Source organism: Lelliottia sp. RWM.1 (genome assembly GCF_016859735.1).
GTDB lineage: Bacteria > Pseudomonadota > Gammaproteobacteria > Enterobacterales > Enterobacteriaceae > Enterobacter.
In genome coordinates this window covers 61245-84481 of sequence record NZ_WLVC01000014.1, presented here as the reverse complement: position 1 = coordinate 84481, position 23237 = coordinate 61245, and the positions used below count along the sequence as shown (strand labels likewise).

The window sequence follows — 23237 nt, the reverse complement described above, 5'->3', positions numbered from 1 at the left end:
TGAAAATAAATGTCTATACAACCCATGACAAGTGAAAACCCCATGCAGCAGCTTCATCCCGACGATGTGATATGGCGTAATGCGCGACTGGCGACAATGGATCCTGGTCATCCTGCGCCTTATGGTTTGATGGAACATGCTGCGCTCGTGGTGCGAGGCAACAGGATACAGGCCGTGCTGGCTGAGTCTGATATTCCGTCCTGGCATGGCAAGTCTGTTGATTTGCAGGGACGTCTGGTGACGCCCGGGCTTATCGACTGTCACACCCACCTGGTCTTTGGCGGTGATCGTGCGGCGGAATGGGAACAGCGTTTAAATGGTGTCTCCTATCAAACGATTAGCGCTCAGGGCGGTGGGATCAATGCCACGGTAACGGCGACCCGCAACAGCGCACCAGAAACCTTACTCCAGCTGGCACAGCAGCGTCTGCAACGTCTGATGGCTGAAGGCGTAACGACGGTTGAAATCAAGTCGGGATATGGCCTGAACGCCGAAACGGAAGAGAAAATGCTTCAGGTGGCGCGTCAGCTTGCGGTGAACAACCCTGTCGAGATTAGCCCAACCCTGCTTGCGGCCCATGCCGTACCGAAAGAATACCGCCACGATCCGGATGCCTACCTCACGCGGGTTTGCGAACAGATCATGCCCGCGTTGTGGGAAAAAGGGTTGTTCGACGCGGTGGATGTGTTCTGCGAAAACGTAGGGTTCACGCTGTTGCAGACTGAGAGGGTCTTTAAGGCCGCCTCGGCTCTGGGCATTCCCGTAAAGGGACATGTGGAGCAACTCTCTAATCTGGGGGGCGCGGCCCTCGTCAGCCGCTATCACGGGCTGTCAGCCGATCATATTGAATATCTTGATGATGCCGGTGTTCAGGCGATGGCGCATAGCGGCACGGTTGCAGTGTTATTACCAGGAGCGTTCTATTTTCTGCAGGAGCGACAGCGCCCGCCGGTTGAACAGCTCAGAAAAGCGGGGGTTTCCATTGCCGTCGCGACGGATTACAACCCCGGAACCAGCCCGTTTGCCAGCCTCCATCTGGCGATGAATATGGCCTGTGTCCAGTTTGGCCTGACGCCGGAAGAGGCGTGGGCTGGCGTGACCCGTCATGCGGCGCATGCTCTGGGCCGAAGTGAAACGCATGGGCAGCTAAAAGCCGGATATGTTGCTGATTTTAGCGTCTGGGATGCACACCATCCGGTGGAAATGGTGTACGAGCCGGGACGCAACCCGCTGTACCAACGCATTTTTCGGGGAGAAGGGATATGACGTTATGGCAGCCCGTTTCAGCATCAGTCTGGCAGGGGCGCGATGACCGCGCGGAGGCCAGCAATGCGCTGCGCCTTTTCCAGACGGTGCGTCAGTGTGAACACTTTACGCCAGGTGCGTCAGGCATCGCGCTGATAGGGTTTGCGTGTGATGAGGGCGTAAGACGCAACCACGGCAGACCCGGCGCTGCACTCGCGCCGGATGTTCTGCGTAGCGCACTGGCAAATATGGCAAGTCACCAGGGGCACGATCGCCTGTGGGATATGGGATCGATTTATGTTGAAGGCGAAGCGCTTGAAGCTGCTCAGCAGGCGCTAAGTGATGCAGTCCTGGCTTGCCAGAAGTCAGGTATGCGCACGCTGGTGCTGGGCGGTGGACATGAGACTGCCTGGGCGCATGGTCGTGGCGTGCTGGATGCCTTTGCGAATGAACGTGTGGCAATCGTTAACCTGGATGCTCATCTGGATCTACGTAATGCTGACAGGTCGACCTCCGGGACACCGTTTCGCCAGCTTGCGCGCTATTGTGCCGCGCAGTCGCGTGAATTTCAGTATGCTTGCCTGGGTGTCAGCCGTGCGGCAAATACCGAAGCGCTTTGGGACGAAGCGGCTCGTCTGAATGTGACGCTGGTTGAAGATCTTCGTTTCAGTCAGGATGCGTTATCCTCGCTGGAAAAGGTTCTGGCGCAGGCGGATCGCATCTATCTGACGATTGATCTGGATGTATTACCGGCAGAAGAGATGCCTGCGGTCTCGGCGCCCGCGGCATTAGGTATTTCTGCCCGTGAATTGTTGCCCGTAATAGAGTGCATCTGCCGCAGTGGAAAATTGCAGGCAGCCGATTTAGTCGAATTTAATCCGCAGTATGACCGGGATGGTCAGGGAGCCAGACTGGCTGCCCGACTGGCCTGGCAAATCGCTCACTGGTGGGCATAAAAATAACATTAAGGAGTTACGATGTTTTCACGCTCACCTGAGCCACAATCCAGCCCGCCCGCCCCCTTTTATGAAAAGGTGAAGCAGGCGATAAGCGAAAAGATCGCGACGGGCGTCTGGCGTCCTCATGACCGTATTCCCTCAGAAGCTGAGCTGGTGGCACAGTTTGGTTTTAGCCGGATGACCATTAACCGGGCGCTGCGTGAACTGACCGATGAAGGGTTGCTGGTTCGTCTGCAAGGGGTCGGAACCTTTGTGGCAGAGCCGAAAGGGCAGTCGGCTCTGTTTGAAATCCGTAGCATCGCAGATGAGATTGCCGCCCGGCATCACCAGCATCATTGTGAGGTGCGGGTGCTGGAAGAGACACCGGCCAGCGCGGAGCAGGCGGTGGAGTTGAATGTCAAAGAGGGCACGCGGATCTTTCATTCGGTGATGGTGCACTTTGAAAATGATATTCCGGTACAGATTGAAGATCGTTGCGTGAACGCGGAGCGCGTGCCGGAGTATCTTGCTCAGGATTACACACAGACCACGCCGCATGCTTACCTGTCGCGGGTTGCACCGCTGACGGAAGGGGAACACATTGTTGAGGCGGTGCGGGCGACGCCGCAAGAGTGCGAACTTTTGCGCATTAAAGAGCACGAGCCTTGCCTGCTAATCCGCCGTCGTACCTGGTCATCTTCACAGATTGTGTCACATGCGAAACTGCTGTTTCCGGGCAACCGTTACCGGCTACAGGGCCACTTTATGTCATAAGCATTAAAAGCGTGATAGCTGACGCAATATAATAAAATTGTATCTTTTTTGTTAAAAACGATCTTGTGTGTGCTTGTCTATACAAGTATATCTGTTTGTATCTTCTATCCCTGTGAGGAGCACACAATGTCGTCAGGTAAATACCGCCAGCAGGAGATCCGCGCCCCGCGTGGAACAACGCTTACTGCGAAAAGCTGGCTCACCGAAGCACCACTGCGCATGTTGATGAACAACCTTGATCCCGACGTCGCCGAAAATCCTCATGAGCTGGTGGTTTATGGCGGGATTGGTCGTGCCGCGCGTAACTGGGAGTGCTATGACGCCATTGTCGAATCCCTTACCAACCTTGAACATGACGAAACTCTGCTGGTGCAATCAGGTAAACCGGTAGGCGTCTTTAAAACCCATAAAAATGCACCACGGGTGTTGATTGCCAACTCAAACCTCGTCCCGCACTGGGCAACCTGGGAACACTTTAACGAGCTTGATGCGAAAGGGCTGGCGATGTATGGCCAGATGACGGCGGGAAGCTGGATCTATATTGGTAGCCAGGGGATTGTGCAGGGCACATACGAAACCTTTGTTGAAGCGGGTCGTCAGCACTATAACGGTTCGCTGAAAGGACGCTGGGTGCTAACGGCCGGACTCGGCGGTATGGGCGGCGCGCAGCCGCTGGCCGCAACGCTTGCCGGAGCCTGTTCACTGAATATCGAGTGCCAGCAAAGCCGTATTGATTTCCGTCTGCGTACCCGTTACGTGGATGAGCAGGCCGAAAACGTTGATGACGCGCTGGCGCGTATTCAAAAATATACGGCCGAAGGTAAAGCTGTCTCTATTGCCCTGTGCGGCAATGCCGCTGATGTGGTCCCGGAACTGGTTGCGAGAGGTGTTCGCCCGGATTTAGTGACCGACCAGACCAGCGCGCACGACCCGTTACATGGCTATTTGCCAAAAGGCTGGTCCTGGGAAACCTACCAGCAGCAATCAGAACGCGACCCGGAAGGAACGGTACTTGCCGCCAAACGCTCAATGGCAGAACACGTCAGTGCAATGCTGGCTTTCAGTCAAATGGGCATTCCCACCTTCGACTATGGCAACAACATCCGCCAGATGGCGAAAGAGATGGGCGTGGCCAACGCGTTTGATTTCCCCGGTTTTGTTCCGGCCTATATTCGCCCGCTGTTCTGTCGCGGCATTGGCCCGTTCCGCTGGGTTGCGCTCTCCGGCGACCCGAACGATATCTACAAAACAGACGCGAAAGTGAAAGAGATTGTCGCTGACGATGAACACCTTCATCACTGGCTGGATATGGCTCGTGAACGCATCAACTTCCAGGGCTTACCAGCCCGGATCTGCTGGGTCGGACTAGAGTGGCGTCAGAAACTGGGTCTCGCCTTTAACGAGATGGTGCGGAGCGGTGCAGTGTCTGCCCCGATTGTGATCGGGCGTGACCACCTGGATTCTGGCTCTGTTGCCAGCCCGAACCGTGAAACCGAAGCCATGCGTGACGGTTCTGACGCAGTGTCTGACTGGCCGCTCCTTAATGCCTTACTGAATACCGCCAGCGGCGCTACCTGGGTCTCCTTGCATCACGGCGGCGGGGTTGGGATGGGCTTCTCGCAACATTCGGGAATGGTCATTGTCTGTGACGGTACGGATGAAGCCGCTGCACGTATCGCTCGCGTGCTGCATAACGACCCAGCCACTGGCGTAATGCGCCATGCGGATGCGGGTTACGAGATTGCTATTGATTGTGCGAAAGAGCAGGGACTTAACCTGCCGATGATCCCTGCCACACAAGGAAAGCATTGATGAACACGTTAACACTCACCCCCGGTTCACTGTCGCTGAAACAGCTGCGTAGCGCATGGCGCCAGCCTGTCACACTTACGCTTGATGAACGCGCGCACGCGGCGATTAACGCTAGCGTTGCCTGCGTTGAGGCCATTGTTGCCGAGGGGCGCACGGCATACGGGATCAACACCGGTTTTGGCCTGCTGGCGCAGACCCGCATTGCGACCCACGATCTGGAGAATTTACAACGCTCACTGGTGCTGTCACATGCCGCGGGCGTGTGCCAGCCTCTGGATGATGAGATTGTGCGCCTGATGATGGTACTCAAAATCAACAGTCTGGCGCGCGGTTTCTCCGGCATTCGCCTGAGTGTGATTCAGGCGTTGATGGCACTGGTGAATGCGCAGGTTTATCCGTGGATCCCGGCGAAAGGTTCTGTCGGCGCATCGGGTGATTTAGCCCCGCTGGCGCATATGTCTTTACTTCTGCTTGGTGAAGGTCAAGCACGCTGGCAAGGGGAATGGCTGCCTGCAAAAGAGGCGCTGAAAAAAGCCGGGTTATCGCCGATTACGCTGGCTGCGAAAGAGGGGCTGGCGTTGCTTAACGGCACGCAGGCGTCTACGGCGTTTGCGCTGCGTGGTCTTTTTGAAGCTGAAGATCTGTTCGCCTCTGCAGTGGTCTGCGGCGCGCTGACCACGGAAGCGGTGCTGGGTTCGCGTCGTCCGTTTGATGCGCGCATTCATGAAGTGCGCGGCCAGCGTGGGCAAATTGATGCCGCCGCAATGTATCGCCATCTGCTGACTGACAGCAGTGATATAGCCGACTCTCACCATAACTGCGATAAGGTGCAAGATCCGTATTCGCTGCGTTGTCAGCCGCAAGTGATGGGCGCTTGCCTGACGCAGTTGCGCCAGGCGGCAGAAGTGCTGCTGGTGGAAGCGAACGCGGTGTCTGATAACCCACTGGTGTTTGCACAAGAAAACGAAGTGGTTTCCGGCGGAAACTTCCACGCGGAGCCGGTCGCCATGGCGGCGGACAATATCGCCCTGGCGATTGCGGAAGTGGGGGCGCTATCTGAACGTCGTATCGCACTGATGATGGATAAACATATGTCCCAGTTGCCGCCTTTCCTGGTGCGCAACGGTGGAGTGAACTCGGGCTTTATGATTGCCCAGGTCACAGCCGCAGCACTGGCAAGTGAAAACAAAGCGCTGTCTCATCCGCACAGTGTGGATAGCCTGCCTACGTCGGCAAACCAGGAAGATCATGTCTCCATGGCGCCTGCTGCCGGGCGTCGTCTGTGGGAAATGGCGTCAAATACGCGCGGTGTCCTGGCCGTTGAATGGCTGGCGGCGAGTCAGGGGGTTGATCTGCGTGAAGGACTGAAGTCCAGTCCACTGCTGGAACAGGCACGTCATACGCTTCGCGAGCAGGTGTCACATTATGATGACGATCGCTTCTTCGCACCGGATATTGATAAGGCGATGGCTCTCCTTGAGAAGGGGAGCCTGGTTGGGTTGTTGCCTTCAGTGCTGTGATATGTTGCCCTCATCCCGCGCAAGAGGGCAGGGTGAGGGCGTCAGGCTGTCCGGTTATGAATACATCGCCGTTAGCGACGCGCTACCCAGCGAATGGAAGTGCACGTTAAAGCCCACCATTGCGCCACTCGCCCTGTCATCCACCTCAATCTTGTCCACATCCAGGGCATGCACCGTGAAGATATAACGGTGTGTTTCCCCTTTCGGCGGCGCTGCGCCACCGTAGCCCGCTTTCCCAAAATCGGTACGCGTCTGGATAGCGCCCTCAGGCAAAGCAACCAGACCGGAGCCTGAACCCTGTGGCAGTTCGCGGGTCTCTGCAGGCAGATTCGCCACAAGCCAGTGCCACCAGCCGGAGCCTGTTGGGGCATCCGGATCATAGACGGTCACGACAAAGCTTTTGGTTCCCGCAGGAATATCATCCCATGCCAGATGAGGGGAGAGATTATCCCCGTGATACCCCATCCCGTTAAATACGTGGCGCTCCGGCAATTTCTCGCCGTCACGCAGATCCTGACTGGTGAGTTTCATTCGTTTTCTCCGTACTGAGTCGTGCAAAAAGTGTAATGCATAAACAGAGTACCGAAGCTAACGCATTGGGTTAAATCGCAAAATGTGCGGGAATGTTAACGGCTGCAACAACGGCAGTGGTCAGCTTGCGTAACTGTGCCTCTGTGATGACGTATGGCGGCATCAGATAAATCAGTTTGCCAAACGGGCGAACCCACACACCGTGTTCAACAAAGAAACGTTGCAGCACCGCCATATTCACCGGATGTGTTGTCTCTATCACGCCAATAGCGCCCAGCACGCGCACGTCCGCCACAAACTGAGCGCCTGCAGCGGCGCTCAGTTCTTGCCTGAGCTGCGTTTCAATGGCGGTGACCTGGTGTTGCCATTCGCCACTTTCCAGAATCGCAAGGCTTTCATTTGCCACTGCGCAAGCCAGCGGGTTGCCCATAAACGTCGGGCCATGCATGAAGCAACCGGCTTCGCCATCGCTGATGGTATCGGCAACATGTCGCGTGGTCAGCGTGGCAGAGAGCGTCATCGTGCCACCCGTCAGCGCTTTGCCGAGGCACAAAATATCCGGCGCAATACCCGCATGTTCGCAGGCGAACAGCTTTCCGGTACGGCCAAAACCGGTCGCGATCTCATCGGCAATCAGCAAAATGCCCTCGCGATCGCACATTTTGCGGATACGTTTGAGCCATTCCGGGTGATACATCCGCATTCCCCCTGCACCCTGGACAACAGGCTCCAGGATCACTGCGGCAATCTCATGGCGATGGGCTGCCATCAGGCGAGCGAAGCCAACCATGTCTGACTCGTCCCATTCTCCGTCGAAACGGCTTTGCGGCGCGGGGGCAAACAGGTTTTCCGGCAGATAGCCTTTCCACAGGCTGTGCATGGAGTTTTCAGGATCGCAGACCGACATCGCGCCGAAGGTGTCACCGTGATACCCGTTGCGGAAGGTGAGAAAACGCTGGCGCGATTCGCCTTTTGCATGCCAGTACTGCAGCGCCATTTTCATCGCCACTTCCACAGCCACTGAACCGGAGTCAGCAAGGAAAACACATTCCAGCGATGCTGGCGTCATGGCGACCAGACGACGACAAAGGTCAATGGCTGGCTGGTGTGTGATCCCGCCAAACATCACATGCGACATCTGGTCAATTTGCGTTTTCATCGCCGCATTGAGACGCGGGTGGTTGTAGCCGTGGATCGCTGCCCACCAGGAAGACATGCCATCTACCAGCGGCTCACCACTGGCAAGGTGTAGCTCGCACCCATGGGCTGATGCCACCGGGTAAACGGGCAGGGGAGTTGTCGTTGACGTGTAAGGATGCCAGATATGCAGTTTGTCGAAGGCGAGATCGTCCTGGGTCATAATCAGACTTGTAAACCATTTTGAAAAGTTTTAGGTTTACGAGTATAAACCGAACCGAAAATTAACAAAACCCTTTGGAGAAGCCCAATGGCTCACCACGCACGCTGGACGATGTCGCAAGTTACTGAATTATTCAATAAACCGTTCCTGGAACTGATGTTTGAAGCGCAACAGGTACACCGCCAGCACTTTGACCCTCGCCATGTTCAGGTCAGTACGTTGCTGTCGATTAAAACCGGCGCTTGCCCGGAGGATTGCAAATATTGCCCGCAAAGCGCGCGCTATAAAACCGGGCTGGAGTCTGAACGCCTGATGGAAGTTGAGCAAGTGCTCGACTCTGCGCGTAAGGCAAAAAATGCCGGGTCCACCCGTTTTTGCATGGGGGCGGCGTGGAAAAACCCTCACGATCGCGATATGCCGTATCTGGAGCAGATGGTCCAGGGCGTGAAAGCGATGGGGCTGGAAGCCTGCATGACGCTGGGTACGCTGAATGAAAACCAGGCGCAGCGACTGTCTGCCGCAGGACTGGATTATTACAACCACAACCTCGACACGTCGCCTGAGTTTTACGGCAACATTATTACCACCCGTACCTACCAGGAGCGTCTGGATACGCTGGATAAAGTGCGTGATGCGGGGATCAAAGTCTGTTCTGGTGGCATCGTAGGTTTAGGGGAAACGGTGAAAGATCGTGCCGGTCTGCTGTTACAGCTGGCGAACCTGCCGACTCCGCCGGAAAGCGTGCCTATTAACATGCTGGTAAAAGTGAAAGGCACACCAATGGCGGATAACGACGATGTGGATGCGTTTGATTTTATCCGCACCATTGCCGTGGCGCGTATCATGATGCCGACCTCTTTCGTTCGCCTCTCGGCGGGCCGTGAACAGATGAGCGAACAAACTCAGGCCATGTGCTTTATGGCGGGAGCAAACTCCATTTTCTACGGCTGCAAACTGCTGACCACACCAAACCCGGAAGAGGACAAAGATGTTCAGCTGTTCCGCAAACTGGGCTTAAACCCGCACCAGACCGACGTTCTGACGGGGGATAACGAGCAACAGCAGCAACTGGAACAGCAGATTTTCAACGCTGATACCGAACAGTTCTATAACGCGGCAGCCGTATGACCTGGCACGAAAGGATAAACATCGCCCTGGAGGGGCGTCGGGCGGCCGAGGCTTTTCGCGTGCGAAAGGTAGTGGAAAACGGCGCAGGCCGTTTTCTCTCCCGTGAAGGCCTGCGTTTCTGCAATTTTTCCAGTAACGATTACCTCGGCCTGAGCCAGCACCCACAGATTGTTCGCGCCTGGCAGGATGGGGCGGCGCGGTATGGTGTGGGAAGTGGCGGTTCGGGGCATGTTAGCGGCTATACAACGGCTCATCAGGCGCTGGAAGAACAGCTTGCTGACTGGCTAGGCTACCCGCGCGCGTTGTTGTTCATCTCTGGCTTTGCGGCCAATCAGGCGGTCATCACGGCTCTGATGGGAAAAGACGACCGGATTGTGGCGGACCGCTTAAGCCACGCCTCACTGCTGGAAGCTGCGAATCTTAGCCCGGCGCAGTTGCGTCGCTTTGCGCATAACGATGCACCGCAGTTGTCTGCCTTGCTGGACAAGCCCTGTACCGGACAGCAACTCATGGTGACAGAGGGGGTGTTTAGCATGGATGGCGACAGTGCTCCTCTGGGGGAATTGCACGCCATTGCACAGAAGAAAAATTGCTGGATGCTGGTGGATGATGCCCACGGTATTGGCGTGATGGGTGATGAAGGGCGCGGGAGCGCTCATCATCAGGGCGTGAAACCGGAGCTGCTGGTCGTCACCTTTGGCAAAGGATTCGGCATCAGCGGTGCTGCCGTGTTGTGCAGTGAAGCAGTGGCCGATTATCAGCTGCAGTTCGCGCGACATCTGATTTACAGCACCAGCATGCCCCCCGCGCAGGCTGTTGCACTTTCGGCTTCGCTGAAGGTGATCCGCAGCGAAGAAGGGACGGCTCGCCGGGAGAAATTAACCTCGTATATTCAGCGATTCCGTCAGGGGCTGACTACGTTGCCGTTTCAGCGAACCGATTCCCTGAGCGCTATCCAGCCAGTCATTGTGGGTGATAACCGTCGGGCATTGCGGCTGGCGCAGTCGCTACGCGAGAAAGGCATGTGGGTGACGGCGATACGGCCGCCAACCGTACCTGAGGGGACTGCGCGTTTGCGTCTGACGCTTACCGCATCGCACGAACCCGAAGATATCGATGCATTGCTGGAGGCGCTTCATGTCGCCAGTCAATAAGCAGGCTATCGCCGCGGCGTTTGGCCGGGCAGCGCAGAGCTATTCCCGGCACGATGAACTTCAGCGGCAAAGTGCGCAGGGGTTACTTACCGCGCTGGGAGAGGGGCATTTCCCGTACGTGCTGGATGCAGGTTGCGGACCGGGAGCGAACAGCCGCTATTGGCGCGATACGGGAAGCCACGTCACGGCCCTGGATCTCTCTGAGAAGATGCTCGATGAGGCGCGTGAACAGCAATCTGCCGAAAGCTATCTGGTTGCCGATATTGAGGCGATTCCATTACCCGATGCGCAGTTTGACCTGGTCTGGAGCCACCTTGCCGTTCAGTGGTGCAGTAGCCTGCCGCAGGCGCTGCATGAATTGTATCGGGTGGCGAGACCCGGCGGAAAAGTGGCCTTTACGACGTTACTCGAAAGCGCGTTACCGGAGTTAAATCAGGCCTGGAAAACGGTGGATGAACAGCCGCATGCGAACCGGTTTCTCTCGCATCACGAGGTGGTGCAGACGCTGGCTGGCTGGCGTTATCGCAGTAGGGTACAGACCATTACGCTTAACTTCAGCGATGCACTCACCGCGATGCGTTCCCTGAAGGGCATTGGTGCAACGCATCTGCATGCCGGGCGCGAGCGAAAGGCGCTCACTCGTGGGCAGTTACGCCTGCTGGAGTTGGCCTGGCCGCAACAGCGGGGTCAGTTCCCGCTCTCTTATCAATTATTTCATGGGATTATCGAACGTGACTGAACGTTATTTTGTCACCGGAACAGATACAGAAGTGGGCAAAACGGTTGCCAGTTCCGCGTTGCTACAGGCGGCTCGCCTGGCAGGACATATCACTGCGGGGTATAAACCGGTGGCCTCTGGCAGTGAGATGACACCAGAAGGTTTGCGAAATACCGACGCGCTGGCATTGCAACGTAACAGCAGCGTCCCCCTTTCCTACGAAGCCGTAAACCCCTATACCTTTGAAGAACCTACCTCACCGCACATCGTGAGCGCTGACGAACAACGCCCCATCAATTTCGCTGTATTATCTGCTGGGTTAAAGTCGCTGGAAAATCAGGCGGATTGGGTACTGGTGGAAGGGGCTGGCGGCTGGTTTACTCCGCTTTCAGAAACGCAGACGTTCGCCGACTGGGTGCGCACCGAGCAGCTTCCGGTTATCCTGGTCGTTGGCGTAAAACTGGGTTGTATCAACCACGCCATGCTGACGGCACAGGCCGTTCAGCATGCGGGGTTGCGTCTGGCTGGCTGGATTGCCAACGATGTCGTTGCCCCTGGCAAACGTCATCAGGCATATCTGACCACCCTTAAACGGGTTCTTCCCGCACCGTTCCTCGGAGAGATTCCGTGGCTTGCGGACGGTGCTGACCATGCTGAAACCGGACGTTATCTGGAGCTCAGCGTCTTGCATCCCGCGTCATCCAGTGCGCAATAAGCGCATCATCCAGCTCGTTAACGTGGCCCTGAGCCACGTTACGCCCACGATAGAGCACGCAAAAGCGATCTGCGACCCGGCGGATAAACGATAGCTGCTGTTCTGCTAACAACACGGTCATCCCCAACTCCCGATTTAACCGCACCAGCAAGTGCCCGAGCTTTTGCGCAAAACTGTGTCCCGCACCCAGCATGGGTTCATCGAGGATCAAGACGCGTGGGCGGCTCACCAGCGCATTGGCGAGTGCGAGCTGGTACTGGTCGTCAGGGGCGAGTCCTGTTGCACGGGTTTGTCGCAACGCGTATAGCTGCGGAAACAAGTCATAGACCTCACTTTTGGCGACAGGATCAGGCTTTCCGGTTGCTCGCATGGCGATATGCAGATTTTCCTCAATGGTCAGTTGTGAAAAAATCCGCCGATCCTGCGGGACGTAGCCAATTCCGACCATGTTGCGCTGCTCGGGGGCTGGGCCGAGCAGGTCACGCGGCGGAGCACCCGCTTCATGCCAGATGATAGTGCCGCTTTCAACCGGTACATTCCCTGTAATGCAGTTCATCAGGGTGGTTTTGCCCATACCCGGCAGGCCAATCACCCCTGTACACAGGCCTGGCGGGAGATCTAAATCAACATTCCATAGCGTATGTTGGTTTCCGTAAAACTGATTGACTGCACGCAGACTCAACATGTTTCTCTCCTTAATTATCGCGGTGGGTGGGGCTCATACGGGAATGTGCAAAACCCCTGCCAGATCCGGCAAGTTGATTAAAAAAGAGACTTTTTTAGGAATACATCACAGCGATGAGCGGAGATTGTGGCCGTCTTGCACAGTCGCAGTGCCTGGCTGTTGGGTTGTGGTGCAGGCATCAGAATGGCGAAATTGTGAGTAAGATCTCACCAGTTCGTTATGATTAACTCAACTGATTATCATCAAAAAATAGCGATAAAAATTTTTTGTCACCCCACCGATGGGAAAAACCGGGAATTTGCTGAGTGGCGGTCTGTACGGGCTGGAAGCAGTTATCCACTATTCCTGTGGATAACCATGTGTATTAGAGTTAGAAAACACGCGATAAGCGAGAGAATACGCGGCCTACGCCTGAATTGGTGCGAAACACGGCTTTAGGAAATATCGCTTATTAATTAATTGGTTAGATAAAAGCAATTGCCGTAATGAAACTGTCACTCGTTGCCACAAAACTTTCATTACATGGCTTGACAAATGTTAAAAAAGGAAAAGTTCTGGGGATAACCGGTGGTCGCTGGTGTTTTATTTTGTCACAGTCTACATTTCAGCCGGGTTTACGCTAATCACCCGGATGCTAATCTAAATATTCTGATACGCTACTGGTTTTTCATCCAGTCTTTTTTACTGGCAATCCTGGCAACAGCGAGTAAAATTACTCACCTGCCGCTTATTAGGTCATCAGGTTGTCGCCCATGAGTAAACCGTTCAAATTGAATTCTGTTTTTCGTCCTTCTGGCGATCAGCCGGACGCCATTCGTCGTCTGAAAGAGGGGCTGGAAGATGGGCTTGCACATCAAACGCTGTTGGGCGTGACCGGTTCGGGTAAAACCTTCACCATCGCCAACGTGATTGCCGATTTGCAGCGCCCCACAATGGTGCTGGCGCCCAATAAAACGCTGGCGGCGCAGTTGTACGGCGAGATGAAAGAGTTCTTCCCTGAGAACGCGGTAGAGTATTTCGTCTCGTACTATGACTATTACCAGCCAGAAGCCTATGTCCCAAGCTCTGACACGTTTATCGAGAAAGATGCGTCGGTGAACGAACACATTGAGCAGATGCGCCTCTCGGCAACCAAGGCGCTTCTCGAACGGCGTGATGTCATCGTTGTGGCCTCCGTCTCCGCTATTTACGGTCTGGGCGACCCGGACCTCTATCTGAAGATGATGTTGCATCTTACGCAGGGGATGATTATCGATCAGCGCGCGATTGTACGCCGCCTGACGGAACTGCAATACGCCCGCAACGATCAGGCGTTCCAGCGCGGGACGTTCCGCGTGCGCGGTGAAGTGATCGACATCTTCCCGGCAGAATCTGATGATCTCGCGCTGCGCGTTGAGCTGTTCGATGAAGAGGTCGAGCGTTTGTCGCTCTTTGATCCGCTGACTGGCCATGTTGAATCGGTTATTCAGCGTTTTACCATTTACCCGAAAACGCACTACGTCACACCGCGTGAACGTATTTTGCAGGCCATGGAAGAGATCAAAGTGGAGCTGGCCGAGCGTCGTAAAGTGCTGCTGGCAAACAATAAGCTGGTTGAAGAGCAACGTCTGAGTCAACGTACCCAGTTCGACCTTGAGATGATGAATGAGCTGGGATACTGCTCTGGTATCGAAAACTATTCCCGTTATCTTTCGGGGCGTGGTCCAGGCGAAGCTCCGCCAACACTGTTTGATTACCTGCCGGCTGATGGCTTGCTGGTTGTTGACGAATCGCACGTGACCATTCCGCAAATTGGCGGTATGTACAGGGGTGACCGCGCCCGTAAAGAGACGCTGGTGGAGTACGGTTTCCGCCTGCCGTCGGCGCTTGATAACCGTCCAATGAAGTTTGAAGAGTTTGAAGCGCTTGCACCGCAAACTATCTATGTCTCGGCAACACCAGGCAACTATGAGCTGGAAAAATCCGGCGATGAAGTGGTTGACCAGGTGGTGCGTCCAACCGGTCTGCTTGATCCTGTGATCGAAGTGCGCCCGGTCGCCACGCAGGTGGACGATCTTTTGTCTGAAATCCGTGCGCGCGCGGTCATCAATGAACGTGTTCTGGTGACAACGTTAACCAAACGTATGGCTGAAGATCTTACTGAGTATCTCGAGGAACACGGCGAGCGCGTGCGGTATCTTCACTCGGACATCGATACGGTCGAACGTATGGAGATCATCCGCGATTTGCGTCTGGGCGAATTTGACGTGCTGGTCGGGATTAACCTTCTGCGAGAAGGCCTGGACATGCCAGAAGTGTCGCTGGTGGCAATACTGGATGCCGACAAAGAGGGATTCCTGCGCTCTGAACGTTCGCTTATTCAGACCATTGGTCGTGCTGCGCGTAATATCAACGGTAAAGCCATTCTTTACGGCGATAAGATCACGGCATCAATGGCAAAAGCCATCAGTGAGACCGAGCGCCGTCGCGAGAAGCAACAGCAGTACAACGAAGCAAATGGCATTGTTCCGCAAGGGTTGAACAAGAAGGTCGTGGATATTCTGGCGCTGGGCCAGGGTCTTGCCAGAACCAAAGCGAAAGGTCGTGGCAAGTCTCGCTCAGTGGTTGAGGAAGATACCGTCGTGCTGACACCAAAAGCTCTGCAGCAGAAAATTCACGAACTGGAAGGGCAGATGATGCAGCACGCTCAGAATCTGGAATTCGAAGAAGCCGCGCAGATCCGCGACCAGCTCCATCAATTGCGGGATCTGTTTATCGCCGCATCCTAGGTGAAAGTAAAATGGCAGCCAGTGGCTGCCATTCATCCTGCCTGCCCTCTCATCTGTGGGCAACTAACAGCAACTTGCTGAAACCGCTAACCCAGCGCCTGAATGGCCTTCTCCAGCGCCTCACGCAGCAGGTGGCGGTCATGGCGATATTTAATGTCGTCCGCTTCCAGAGGCTCCTGAACCACCACGCGCCCCTGAATGCCAGAGACATCCGTCTTCGGCCCAACGACAACGGCGTCGATAATCTTTTTCCCGACATACTGCTCCATCAGGCTGAGCTTATCCTCTAGTTTCAGGCTGGCGGCGGCGGGGCTGAGTTCGCGACCCAAATTGCCAATGTACACGACGGGAGCAGGCGTTCTGCGCAGGGCCTGCGCCAGCTCTTTCACCAGCAGGCCCGGCATCAGGCTGGTGTAGAAACTGCCTGGGCCAATCAGAATCAAATCCGCCTCGGCAATGGCCTCCACAGCTTCGCGCGTGGCGGGTACACTGGGATAGGTCATCAGCTCTTTGGGCGGGAGAGTAAGCTGGTCAATATTCACTTCACCATAAACTTCATGGCCTTCTGTATCGATTGCCATCAAATCAACCGGATACTCTGACATTGGTATCAGGAAAGCGTCTACTTTAAGCAGGTTACGTATTAAATTGATAGCTTCAAGTGGGCGCACGCTCAGGTGATCGAGTGCCTTTAACATCAGATTTCCGAGGTTATGGCCGGAAAGCTCTCCGTTACCGCCAAAACGGTACTCAAACATCGCAGAAGCGACGCTGGGTTCCGTAATTAACTGGTTCAGGCAATTACGCATATCACCCCAGGCGATACCGCCTTCAGAGCGACGGATCCGCCCTGTAGAGCCTCCGTTATCGGTCGTTGTCACAATCCCTGTCAGCCTGGAACCCAGCGAGGATAATGATGACATTACTCGCCCCAGGCCGTGCCCTCCGCCGAGAGCGACCACACGATCAAGATCCGCAAAAGTGCGATTGCGCATACCTATTCCTTATCACGTTCGAACCGCGTAACAGTAACCTAACTACCCCTAAAAGACGATGCCTCACCCGATGCAAAATGACGTATATCAATGCGAAAGTGCTGTTTTTGCGTATTCTGTAGCGAAAGTGCACGATCATGCCGATATATATATAATTATATAGCGAATGACGGGAATGGCGAAGAGCTAATTTCCGCGCTACTATCGGCATAACCACGTTTTCAAATTTGAAAACATACACTCTAGCCTTTGTGCCTGTGTCGAAAGATATGGCGCTCTGGCCGTGGCGGTTTCGCCACCAGGGTACAGAAAGAAATGACTGTGCCTCCCGTATCTGGAAAGGTGTACATGGCTTCACAACTCACTGATGCTTTCGCGCGTAAGTTCTTCTATTTACGTCTGTCGATTACCGATGTGTGCAACTTCCGTTGCACCTATTGCCTGCCTGACGGCTATAAACCGGGCAGCGTCACCAATAACGGCTTTCTCTCCGTGGATGAAGTGCGCCGCGTGACCCGCGCGTTTTCTGAACTTGGTACTGAAAAGGTGCGCCTGACCGGTGGAGAGCCGTCGCTACGCCGGGACTTTACCGATATCATCGCCGCCGTCCGCGAAAATGCTGCTATTCGTCAAATTGCGGTAACCACCAATGGTTATCGTCTGGCGCGTGACGCTGAAAAATGGCGCGATGCTGGTCTGACGGCCATTAACGTCAGCGTCGACAGCCTCGATGCCCGCCAGTTTCAGGCCATTACCGGACAAGACAAGTTTCAACAGGTGATGGACGGTATTGACGCTGCCTTTGCTGCAGGTTTTGACAAGGTGAAAGTCAATACGGTTTTGATGCGCGATGTTAACCATCATCAACTGGACACCTTTCTGGCGTGGATTAAACCACGCCGTATTCAATTGCGTTTTATTGAGCTGATGGAAACCGGCGAGGGCAGCGATCTGTTCCGTCGCCACCATATCTCCGGCATGGTGCTTCGCGACGCGTTGCTAAAACGCGGCTGGATCCATCAGATCCGCCAGCGCAGCGATGGACCGGCGCAGGTCTTTTGTCACCCGGATTACGAAGGTGAAATTGGCCTTATCATGCCGTATGAGAAAGATTTCTGTGCCACCTGCAATCGTCTTCGCGTCTCGTCTGTGGGCAAGCTGCATCTCTGCTTGTTCGGTGATGGCGGTGTCGATTTACGCGATTTGCTGGAAGACGATGCTCAACAAGCCGCACTTGAAGCGCGCATTTCCGCTGCCCTGACGCATAAAAAACAGACCCACTTCCTGCACCAGGGCAACACCGGAATTACTCAGAACCTGTCATACATTGGCGGGTAATCAGGCTTAAGAAGGAACCAGAAAATGAGTCAGGTAAGCGCAGAATTTATCCCGACACGCATTGCTATTCTTACCGTTTCTGAACGCCGTGGCGAAGAGGATGACACCTCCGGCCACTGGCTGCGCGATGCCGCTCTCGAAGCCGGGCATCACATCGCGGATAAAGCGATTGTCAAAGAGAACCGCTACGCGATTCGCGCTCAGGTCTCTCAGTGGATCGCAAGCGATGACGTTCAGGTGGTATTGATCACCGGCGGAACCGGATTCACCGCCGGAGATCAGACACCAGAAGCGTTATTACCGTTGTTTGACCGCGAAGTTGAAGGTTTTGGCGAAGTGTTTCGTATGCTCTCCTTTGAAGAGATCGGCACATCCACACTGCAGTCGCGCGCGGTTGCCGGTGTGGCGAACAAAACGTTGATTTTCGCGATGCCTGGCTCAACCAAAGCGTGTCGTACTGCCTGGGAAAACATTATTGCCCCGCAGCTCGATGCGCGAACCCGTCCGTGTAATTTTCATCCTCATCTAAAGAAATAAGTTATGTCGCAACTGACCCATATTAATGCTGCTGGCGAAGCCCACATGGTTGATGTCTCTGCCAAGGCTGAAACGGTACGCGAAGCACGCGCTGAAGCGTTCATTACGATGCTACCTGAAACGCTGGCGATGATTATCGAGGGCAGTCACCACAAAGGTGATGTGTTTGCTACTGCCCGTATCGCCGGGATCCAGGCGGCGAAACGCACCTGGGATTTAATCCCACTGTGTCATCCGCTGATGCTCAGCAAAGTGGAGGTGAACCTGCAGGCCCAGCCTGAGCACCACCGTGTACGCATTGAGTCATTATGCCGTCTAACCGGAAAAACGGGCGTCGAGATGGAAGCCTTGACGGCGGCGTCCGTGGCTGCACTGACTATTTACGATATGTGCAAAGCCGTACAAAAAGACATGGTGATTGGACCGATCCGTTTGTTAGCGAAAAGCGGCGGCAAATCCGGTGATTTTAGGGTGGACAGCAATGATTAAAGTGCTCTTTTTTGCACAGGTGCGCGAGTTAGTCAGCACCGACAGCCTGATGCTCGAGACCCCATTTGATAACGTGGCCGCGTTGCGTGCGCATCTCGCACAACAAGACGAACGCTGGGCGCTGGCGCTGGATGAGGGCAAACTGCTGGCCGCAGTTAACCAGACGCTGGTGGACTTTAATCATCCGCTGAAAGCGGGCGATGAGGTTGCCTTCTTCCCACCGGTTACCGGAGGCTGATATGGCAGAAACGCGAATTCTGGTAGGTCACGATCGCTTTGACGTTGGCGCAGAATATGGCTGGCTGGCGGAGCGTGATGAAGATGGCGCAGTGGTAACATTCACCGGCAAAGTGCGCAACCACAATCTGGGTGACAGCGTGAAAGCACTGACGCTGGAACACTATCCTGGTATGACGGAAAAATCGCTGGTTGAAATCGTCGACGAAGCGCGTGGCCGCTGGCCGCTCGGACGGGTGACGGTTATCCACCGTATCGGTGAAATGTGGCCTGGTGAGGAGATCGTCTTTGTCGGCGTCACCAGTGCACATCGTAGCAGCGCTTTTGCTGCCGGGGAGTTCATCATGGATTACCTCAAAACCAAAGAACCGTTCTGGAAACGTGAAGCGACGCCAGAGGGTGACCGCTGGGTTGAATCGCGAGAAAGTGATAAACAAGCCGCTGGCCGTTGGTAGCTGGTTTATGTGGATGTGTTAGTCTTAACGTGTGTGTCTACTTAATCAGGAGTGAATCATGGACCGATTTCCGCGTTCCGATTCTATTGTTCAGCAGTCCCGAACCGGGCTGCAAACGTATATGGCTCAGGTCTACGGCTGGATGACAGTCGGTTTGCTGCTCACCGCGTTTATCGCGTGGTATGCCGCAAATACGCCTGAGTTGATGATGTTTATCTTCTCCAGCAAAATCACCTTCTTTGGTCTGATTATTGCACAACTCGCGCTGGTGTTTGTGCTCTCTGGCCTGGTGCAAAAGCTCAGTGCGGGGATGGCAACCACATTGTTCATGCTGTACTCGGCACTGACAGGGCTGACGCTTTCCAGCATTTTCGTGGTCTATACCTACTCCTCCATCGCCAGTACCTTTGTGGTTACCGGTGGGATGTTTGGCGCGATGAGTCTTTACGGCTACACCACGAAACGTGACCTGGGCGGTTTCGGCAGCATGCTGTTTATGGGGCTGATTGGGATTGTGCTGGCCTCGCTGGTCAACCTGTGGCTTAAGAGCGAAGCATTGATGTGGGCGGTGACCTATATCGGGGTGGTTGTTTTTGTCGGATTAACCGCGTACGACACGCAGAAACTGAAAAATATTGGTGAGCAGATCGATGTACGCGACAGTTCAACGCTGCGCAAATACTCCATTCTGGGCGCGTTGACCCTGTATCTCGACTTTATAAACCTGTTCCTGATGTTGCTGCGTATTTTGGGCAACCGTCGCTAAACATTCCTTCTCACCCTAACCCTTTCCCCAATGGGAGAGGGCCGGGGTGAGGGGAAATCACTTCGCTAACGCCTTCTGATTTTTTGCCCGCAACGTCTTCGCCCGACTCTCCAGAATCAAATAACACACCGTCGCCAGCGCCAGGGGCAGAAAGTAATAGAGCACACGGTAAGCGAGCAGGGCGGCAATAATGGTTCCATGGGAGATCTCCTCTCCGGCGAGAAGGGCAATAAACACCGCTTCCAGCACACCTATCCCGGCCGGGATATGCACGATAACACCGGCGATACTGCTCACCAGTAGCACGCCGAGCACAAAGAAATAGTTCACCTCTTCGCCCATCAATAACCAGATGATGGCGCCCATCACCATCCAGTTGGCACTGGAAACGACCATCTGTATAACGGCGAATCGCCACGACGGCAGCACCAGTTTTTGCCCCTTAATCGTCATATGGCGGCGTCTGGCAAACGCGCTGGCCCACAGATATGCTGCAATCACCAACAGCAGAACTATGCCCGCGATTCGCAACGTGGCTTCATCGATATACCAGTGCTTTGGCAGTTGAACTATCCCTGCGGTGAAAATCACGCCGCCGAGCAGAATATAGCCCAGCCAGTTGGTGGTAATGCTCAGCGAGAAAATGCGCGTGATCGTGCTGCCGGGCAGTCCAAGACGTGAATAGAGACGATAGCGCATGCCAATGCCGCCAACCCAGGTACTCAGCGTCAGGTTAAAGGCATAACAAATAAAGGACACCAGCATGACCTGGCGTTTTGCAAGTTTATGACCGCAGTAAGCGCGTCCCAGCAGGTCATAGCAGCCGTAAATAAGATAACTTAGCACCGTCAACCCAACAGCACTCAGGAGGGTCAGGCGGTTATAATTGCGGATAACCTTCCAGACCTCTTCCCAGCTAATTTTCTGCGCGTAAATCACCAGTAATACTGCGACCGCCAGAAAGAATAATCCGGTGAGGATTTTTTTTGCCAGCCTCCAGCGAGGATGGGATTTTGACATCAGGTTTTCCCTCCGCTTTCTTCCGCTTCAATACGATCCTGTGTTTCCATTTCGGGCTGAGCCGGGGGATCGACCAGCGCAAGCTCAGGCGTATGGGCTGGCAGCCATCCCACCATCGCCGGGAAATGGCGCAGAAAGTGGAACACCACCACCCCAATACCCAGATTCCACCAGGTGCGTTTTGGAACCATCGATTCATCCACTCGTACGCAGTCATTGGCGATCAGCCCCTGAAGGTTATCGCGTAGCGTCTGGTTGAACTGGCGATCGTGAACGATCAGGTTTGCTTCCAGATTGAGTGACAGGCTCAGTGGGTCAAGGTTACTTGAGCCGACGGTCGCCCAGTGATCGTCCATCAGGGCGACCTTGCCATGCAGCGGCCGGCGGCGATATTCGTATATCTGCACGCCGCCTTTTACCAGATAGTTATAGAGCAGGCGCGCGCCCACTTTGACAATCGGCATATCCGGCTCGCCCTGGACAATCAGCTTTACACGCACACCGCGCCTGGCGGCATTGCGCATGGCGTGCAGCAGACGATAACCGGGGAAGAAGTAGGCGTTGGCGATAATCACCTCGCGCTTCGCGTTCGCCAGCATTTTAAGGTAATGGCGTTCGATATCGTCCCTGTGTTCTCCGTTATCGCGCCAGACAAAGAGCGCCTGTGCCTCACCAGGGTGCCGGTTCTCTTCGGGGCGATGACGGCGTTTCCACCAGCGGCGAACCGCTTCTTTACCCGGCAGATTTTCCAGCTCAAACAGTAAAATATCCTGAACCACGGGCCCTTCGATCCGAATGGCGTAATCCTGTTTGGCCTCCGGCCCGTAACCAGACATATGTTCGGCGGAATAGTTAATACCACCGACAAACGCCACGACCTCATCAACCACCACGATTTTGCGGTGCATTCGACGGAAGAGGTTGGTGCGCATCCCGAAAAGGCGCGGGGCGGGATCATAGTAGCGGAACACCACGCCAGCAGACGTGAGTGCGTTGACGAAGTCATCGCTGAGATCCGGCGAGCCATAGCCGTCGAGTAAGACGTCGATTTTGATACCGCGCAGGGCGGCGCGTAGCAGCACGCTGTGCAGCTGTTTACCCACCTCGTCTTCAAACCAGATAAAGGTTTCAAGGATCACTTTCTGTTGTGCGCGGTGAATGGCGTCAAACACTGCCGGATAATACTCATCGCCATTTTCCAGCAGCGTGATGCTGTTACCTTCCCGCCATGAGCTGTTCATAAATGGATCTCCGCACTGAGAGGCGCGTGGTCGGAGAGATGACGCCAGTTGAGTAACGTCAGTGCCCTTGGGGCGCTGGCATGGGCGTTTTTCACGTAGATTCGGTCGAGACGCAGCAGGGGGTAGCGGACCGGAAAGGTGCGCGCCGGTCGGCCATGTGCACGGGTGAAAATCTCCTCCAGCCCGGCATTCACTTTCAGCGGGTGGTTGGCACGCTGCCGCCAGTCGTTAAAATCCCCCGCGATGACCACAGGCTCTCCCTCTGGCAGGGTATTGGTCCAGTTCGCCAGCATCTGCAGTTGCGCTTTGCGATGGGCTTCCCGCAGGCCGAGATGAACGCAGCCAACATGAACGGGAAACGCGAGATCCGGTGGCGCGATGCGGCAGTAAAGCAGCCCGCGCTTTTCACTCTCCCCGATCGATACATCCCGGTTTTCGTAATGTTCAATGGGAAAACGTGACAGCACCGCATTGCCATGATGCCCTTCTGGGTAGACCGCGTTGCGTCCGTAGGCATAATCGTGCCACAGGGAATCAGCCAGAAATTCGTAATGCGGAACGCTGGGCCAGTTGTTGATTTGCTGCGAGTAGGTGTCATGCGATCCCATCACTTCCTGCAGGCAGACAATGTCCGCGCTGACGGTTCGAATCGCGTCGCGTAGCTCGGGTAACATGAAACGACGGTTAAATGCCGAGAAACCTTTATGGGTGTTAATCGTCAGCACATTCAGCGAGAAATGCCGGTTTTTTTGGATCATAAACTCCTGCCAACGTCACTATCCTGATGAAAATAAAGTGTAGTCGGCGTCAC

23 protein-coding genes and 1 riboswitch are annotated in these 23237 nt (G+C 55.0%); of the genes, 16 read left to right on the top strand and 7 right to left on the bottom strand.

Annotated features, from left to right (window positions below):
- Nucleotides 1-42: 42 nt before the first annotated feature.
- The 5 genes from hutI to hutH all read left to right on the top strand — a co-directional run bounded on the left by hutI (nucleotide 43) and on the right by hutH (nucleotide 6289).
- On the top strand, nucleotides 43-1266 hold the full coding sequence (gene hutI / locus GF617_RS12670; RefSeq protein ID WP_181623710.1) for an imidazolonepropionase: 1224 nt from the start codon (nucleotides 43-45) through the stop codon (nucleotides 1264-1266).
- A complete protein-coding gene (gene hutG, locus GF617_RS12665; RefSeq protein ID WP_203451799.1) occupies nucleotides 1263-2201 on the top strand; it encodes a formimidoylglutamase in 939 nt (312 codons plus the stop codon). Before hutI ends, hutG begins: the two co-directional genes overlap by 4 nt.
- A 21-nt stretch (nucleotides 2202-2222) precedes the next feature.
- The gene (locus GF617_RS12660) at nucleotides 2223-2957 is read left to right on the top strand and encodes a histidine utilization repressor (protein ID WP_203451798.1); all 735 of its coding nucleotides are present in this window, start codon (nucleotides 2223-2225) and stop codon (nucleotides 2955-2957) included.
- Nucleotides 2958-3083: 126 nt separating this feature from the next.
- Nucleotides 3084-4769: a urocanate hydratase gene (hutU, locus tag GF617_RS12655; RefSeq protein ID WP_203451797.1), complete on the top strand. Its 1686-nt coding sequence runs from the start codon at nucleotides 3084-3086 to the stop codon at nucleotides 4767-4769.
- The gene (hutH, locus tag GF617_RS12650) at nucleotides 4769-6289 is read left to right on the top strand and encodes a histidine ammonia-lyase (RefSeq protein ID WP_203451796.1); all 1521 of its coding nucleotides are present in this window, start codon (nucleotides 4769-4771) and stop codon (nucleotides 6287-6289) included. The genes hutU and hutH overlap by 1 nt, the downstream gene beginning before the upstream one ends.
- A gap of 54 nt (nucleotides 6290-6343) precedes the next feature.
- Here hutH and GF617_RS12645 read toward each other — a convergent pair whose 3' ends face one another.
- Both GF617_RS12645 and bioA read right to left on the bottom strand, forming a co-directional pair.
- Complete coding sequence (locus GF617_RS12645; RefSeq protein WP_203451795.1) at nucleotides 6344-6820, bottom strand: kinase inhibitor; 477 nt, start codon at nucleotides 6818-6820, stop codon at nucleotides 6344-6346.
- A gap of 70 nt (nucleotides 6821-6890) precedes the next feature.
- Complete coding sequence (gene bioA / locus GF617_RS12640) at nucleotides 6891-8180, bottom strand: adenosylmethionine--8-amino-7-oxononanoate transaminase (protein ID WP_181622734.1); 1290 nt, start codon at nucleotides 8178-8180, stop codon at nucleotides 6891-6893.
- A gap of 87 nt (nucleotides 8181-8267) precedes the next feature.
- On the opposite strand from bioA, the gene bioB reads away from it, so the two are divergent.
- Genes bioB through bioD form a run of 4 tightly spaced genes read left to right on the top strand, consistent with a single transcriptional unit; the run spans nucleotide 8268 to nucleotide 11895 of the window.
- Nucleotides 8268-9308 (top strand): biotin synthase BioB, encoded by a 1041-nt coding sequence (gene bioB / locus GF617_RS12635; RefSeq protein WP_181622735.1) that lies wholly within the window; start codon nucleotides 8268-8270, stop codon nucleotides 9306-9308.
- Nucleotides 9305-10462 (top strand): 8-amino-7-oxononanoate synthase, encoded by a 1158-nt coding sequence (bioF, locus tag GF617_RS12630; protein WP_203451794.1) that lies wholly within the window; start codon nucleotides 9305-9307, stop codon nucleotides 10460-10462. Before bioB ends, bioF begins: the two co-directional genes overlap by 4 nt.
- On the top strand, nucleotides 10446-11201 hold the full coding sequence (gene bioC, locus GF617_RS12625) for a malonyl-ACP O-methyltransferase BioC (protein ID WP_181622737.1): 756 nt from the start codon (nucleotides 10446-10448) through the stop codon (nucleotides 11199-11201). The genes bioF and bioC overlap by 17 nt, the downstream gene beginning before the upstream one ends.
- Entirely contained in the window at nucleotides 11194-11895 is a 702-nt protein-coding gene (gene bioD, locus GF617_RS12620) for a dethiobiotin synthase (protein ID WP_181622738.1), read from the top strand. Before bioC ends, bioD begins: the two co-directional genes overlap by 8 nt.
- On the opposite strand, the gene GF617_RS12615 is transcribed toward bioD, so the two are convergent.
- Nucleotides 11858-12580, bottom strand: a complete 723-nt coding sequence (locus GF617_RS12615) for an ABC transporter ATP-binding protein (protein WP_181622739.1) — start codon at nucleotides 12578-12580, stop codon at nucleotides 11858-11860. The two genes, bioD and GF617_RS12615, sit on opposite strands and share 38 nt — an antisense overlap.
- Nucleotides 12581-13332: 752 nt before the next feature.
- On the opposite strand from GF617_RS12615, the gene uvrB reads away from it, so the two are divergent.
- Nucleotides 13333-15348 (top strand): excinuclease ABC subunit UvrB, encoded by a 2016-nt coding sequence (uvrB, locus tag GF617_RS12610; protein ID WP_181622740.1) that lies wholly within the window; start codon nucleotides 13333-13335, stop codon nucleotides 15346-15348.
- Nucleotides 15349-15434: 86 nt separating this feature from the next.
- Here uvrB and yvcK read toward each other — a convergent pair whose 3' ends face one another.
- Nucleotides 15435-16343 (bottom strand): uridine diphosphate-N-acetylglucosamine-binding protein YvcK, encoded by a 909-nt coding sequence (gene yvcK / locus GF617_RS12605; RefSeq protein WP_181622741.1) that lies wholly within the window; start codon nucleotides 16341-16343, stop codon nucleotides 15435-15437.
- Nucleotides 16344-16569: 226 nt separating this feature from the next.
- Nucleotides 16570-16704, top strand: a riboswitch (molybdenum cofactor riboswitch).
- Here yvcK and moaA point away from each other — a divergent pair.
- The 6 genes from moaA (at nucleotide 16692) to GF617_RS12575 (ending at nucleotide 20165) form a co-directional block, all read left to right on the top strand.
- Nucleotides 16692-17681, top strand: a complete 990-nt coding sequence (gene moaA / locus GF617_RS12600) for a GTP 3',8-cyclase MoaA (RefSeq protein ID WP_181622742.1) — start codon at nucleotides 16692-16694, stop codon at nucleotides 17679-17681. (Overlaps the previous riboswitch by 13 nt.)
- 24 nt (nucleotides 17682-17705) lie before the next feature.
- Entirely contained in the window at nucleotides 17706-18218 is a 513-nt protein-coding gene (moaB, locus tag GF617_RS12595) for a molybdenum cofactor biosynthesis protein B (protein WP_181622743.1), read from the top strand.
- A 3-nt stretch (nucleotides 18219-18221) separates the two neighbouring features.
- The gene (gene moaC / locus GF617_RS12590; RefSeq protein WP_181622744.1) at nucleotides 18222-18707 is read left to right on the top strand and encodes a cyclic pyranopterin monophosphate synthase MoaC; all 486 of its coding nucleotides are present in this window, start codon (nucleotides 18222-18224) and stop codon (nucleotides 18705-18707) included.
- Complete coding sequence (gene moaD / locus GF617_RS12585; protein WP_181622745.1) at nucleotides 18700-18945, top strand: molybdopterin synthase sulfur carrier subunit; 246 nt, start codon at nucleotides 18700-18702, stop codon at nucleotides 18943-18945. The genes moaC and moaD overlap by 8 nt, the downstream gene beginning before the upstream one ends.
- A 1-nt stretch (nucleotide 18946) precedes the next feature.
- Nucleotides 18947-19399 carry a molybdopterin synthase catalytic subunit MoaE gene (gene moaE, locus GF617_RS12580; RefSeq protein WP_203451793.1) on the top strand — a complete coding sequence of 151 codons (453 nt, stop codon included), beginning with the start codon at nucleotides 18947-18949 and terminating at the stop codon, nucleotides 19397-19399.
- Between the two features lie 58 nt (nucleotides 19400-19457).
- A complete protein-coding gene (locus GF617_RS12575) occupies nucleotides 19458-20165 on the top strand; it encodes a Bax inhibitor-1/YccA family protein (protein WP_203451792.1) in 708 nt (235 codons plus the stop codon).
- 57 nt (nucleotides 20166-20222) lie between these two features.
- On the opposite strand, the gene GF617_RS12570 is transcribed toward GF617_RS12575, so the two are convergent.
- From GF617_RS12570 to GF617_RS12560, 3 genes are read right to left on the bottom strand one after another with little or no spacing between them, the layout of a single operon-like run.
- Nucleotides 20223-21185, bottom strand: a complete 963-nt coding sequence (locus tag GF617_RS12570; protein WP_203451791.1) for a lysylphosphatidylglycerol synthase domain-containing protein — start codon at nucleotides 21183-21185, stop codon at nucleotides 20223-20225.
- Nucleotides 21185-22426: a cardiolipin synthase ClsB gene (clsB, locus tag GF617_RS12565; protein ID WP_181622749.1), complete on the bottom strand. Its 1242-nt coding sequence runs from the start codon at nucleotides 22424-22426 to the stop codon at nucleotides 21185-21187. Before clsB ends, GF617_RS12570 begins: the two co-directional genes overlap by 1 nt.
- Entirely contained in the window at nucleotides 22423-23184 is a 762-nt protein-coding gene (locus GF617_RS12560) for an endonuclease/exonuclease/phosphatase family protein (RefSeq protein ID WP_203451790.1), read from the bottom strand. The genes clsB and GF617_RS12560 overlap by 4 nt, the downstream gene beginning before the upstream one ends.
- Between the last annotated feature and the right edge of the window lie 53 nt (nucleotides 23185-23237).

What these genes read in the sequence shown, in the direction of transcription:
- hutI (WP_181623710.1), top strand. Translation starts at nt 43, where the DNA reads ATGCAGCAGCTTCATCCCGACGATGTGATATGGCGTAATGCGCGACTG.
- hutG (WP_203451799.1), top strand. Translation starts at nt 1,263, where the DNA reads ATGACGTTATGGCAGCCCGTTTCAGCATCAGTCTGGCAGGGGCGCGAT.
- GF617_RS12660 (WP_203451798.1), top strand. Translation starts at nt 2,223, where the DNA reads ATGTTTTCACGCTCACCTGAGCCACAATCCAGCCCGCCCGCCCCCTTT.
- hutU (WP_203451797.1), top strand. Translation starts at nt 3,084, where the DNA reads ATGTCGTCAGGTAAATACCGCCAGCAGGAGATCCGCGCCCCGCGTGGA.
- hutH (WP_203451796.1), top strand. Translation starts at nt 4,769, where the DNA reads ATGAACACGTTAACACTCACCCCCGGTTCACTGTCGCTGAAACAGCTG.
- GF617_RS12645 (WP_203451795.1), bottom strand. Translation starts at nt 6,820, where the DNA reads ATGAAACTCACCAGTCAGGATCTGCGTGACGGCGAGAAATTGCCGGAG.
- bioA (WP_181622734.1), bottom strand. Translation starts at nt 8,180, where the DNA reads ATGACCCAGGACGATCTCGCCTTCGACAAACTGCATATCTGGCATCCT.
- bioB (WP_181622735.1), top strand. Translation starts at nt 8,268, where the DNA reads ATGGCTCACCACGCACGCTGGACGATGTCGCAAGTTACTGAATTATTC.
- bioF (WP_203451794.1), top strand. Translation starts at nt 9,305, where the DNA reads ATGACCTGGCACGAAAGGATAAACATCGCCCTGGAGGGGCGTCGGGCG.
- bioC (WP_181622737.1), top strand. Translation starts at nt 10,446, where the DNA reads ATGTCGCCAGTCAATAAGCAGGCTATCGCCGCGGCGTTTGGCCGGGCA.
- GF617_RS12615 (WP_181622739.1), bottom strand. Translation starts at nt 12,580, where the DNA reads ATGTTGAGTCTGCGTGCAGTCAATCAGTTTTACGGAAACCAACATACG.
- uvrB (WP_181622740.1), top strand. Translation starts at nt 13,333, where the DNA reads ATGAGTAAACCGTTCAAATTGAATTCTGTTTTTCGTCCTTCTGGCGAT.
- yvcK (WP_181622741.1), bottom strand. Translation starts at nt 16,343, where the DNA reads ATGCGCAATCGCACTTTTGCGGATCTTGATCGTGTGGTCGCTCTCGGC.
- moaA (WP_181622742.1), top strand. Translation starts at nt 16,692, where the DNA reads ATGGCTTCACAACTCACTGATGCTTTCGCGCGTAAGTTCTTCTATTTA.
- moaB (WP_181622743.1), top strand. Translation starts at nt 17,706, where the DNA reads ATGAGTCAGGTAAGCGCAGAATTTATCCCGACACGCATTGCTATTCTT.
- moaC (WP_181622744.1), top strand. Translation starts at nt 18,222, where the DNA reads ATGTCGCAACTGACCCATATTAATGCTGCTGGCGAAGCCCACATGGTT.
- moaD (WP_181622745.1), top strand. Translation starts at nt 18,700, where the DNA reads ATGATTAAAGTGCTCTTTTTTGCACAGGTGCGCGAGTTAGTCAGCACC.
- moaE (WP_203451793.1), top strand. Translation starts at nt 18,947, where the DNA reads ATGGCAGAAACGCGAATTCTGGTAGGTCACGATCGCTTTGACGTTGGC.
- GF617_RS12575 (WP_203451792.1), top strand. Translation starts at nt 19,458, where the DNA reads ATGGACCGATTTCCGCGTTCCGATTCTATTGTTCAGCAGTCCCGAACC.
- GF617_RS12570 (WP_203451791.1), bottom strand. Translation starts at nt 21,185, where the DNA reads ATGTCAAAATCCCATCCTCGCTGGAGGCTGGCAAAAAAAATCCTCACC.
- clsB (WP_181622749.1), bottom strand. Translation starts at nt 22,426, where the DNA reads ATGAACAGCTCATGGCGGGAAGGTAACAGCATCACGCTGCTGGAAAAT.
- GF617_RS12560 (WP_203451790.1), bottom strand. Translation starts at nt 23,184, where the DNA reads ATGATCCAAAAAAACCGGCATTTCTCGCTGAATGTGCTGACGATTAAC.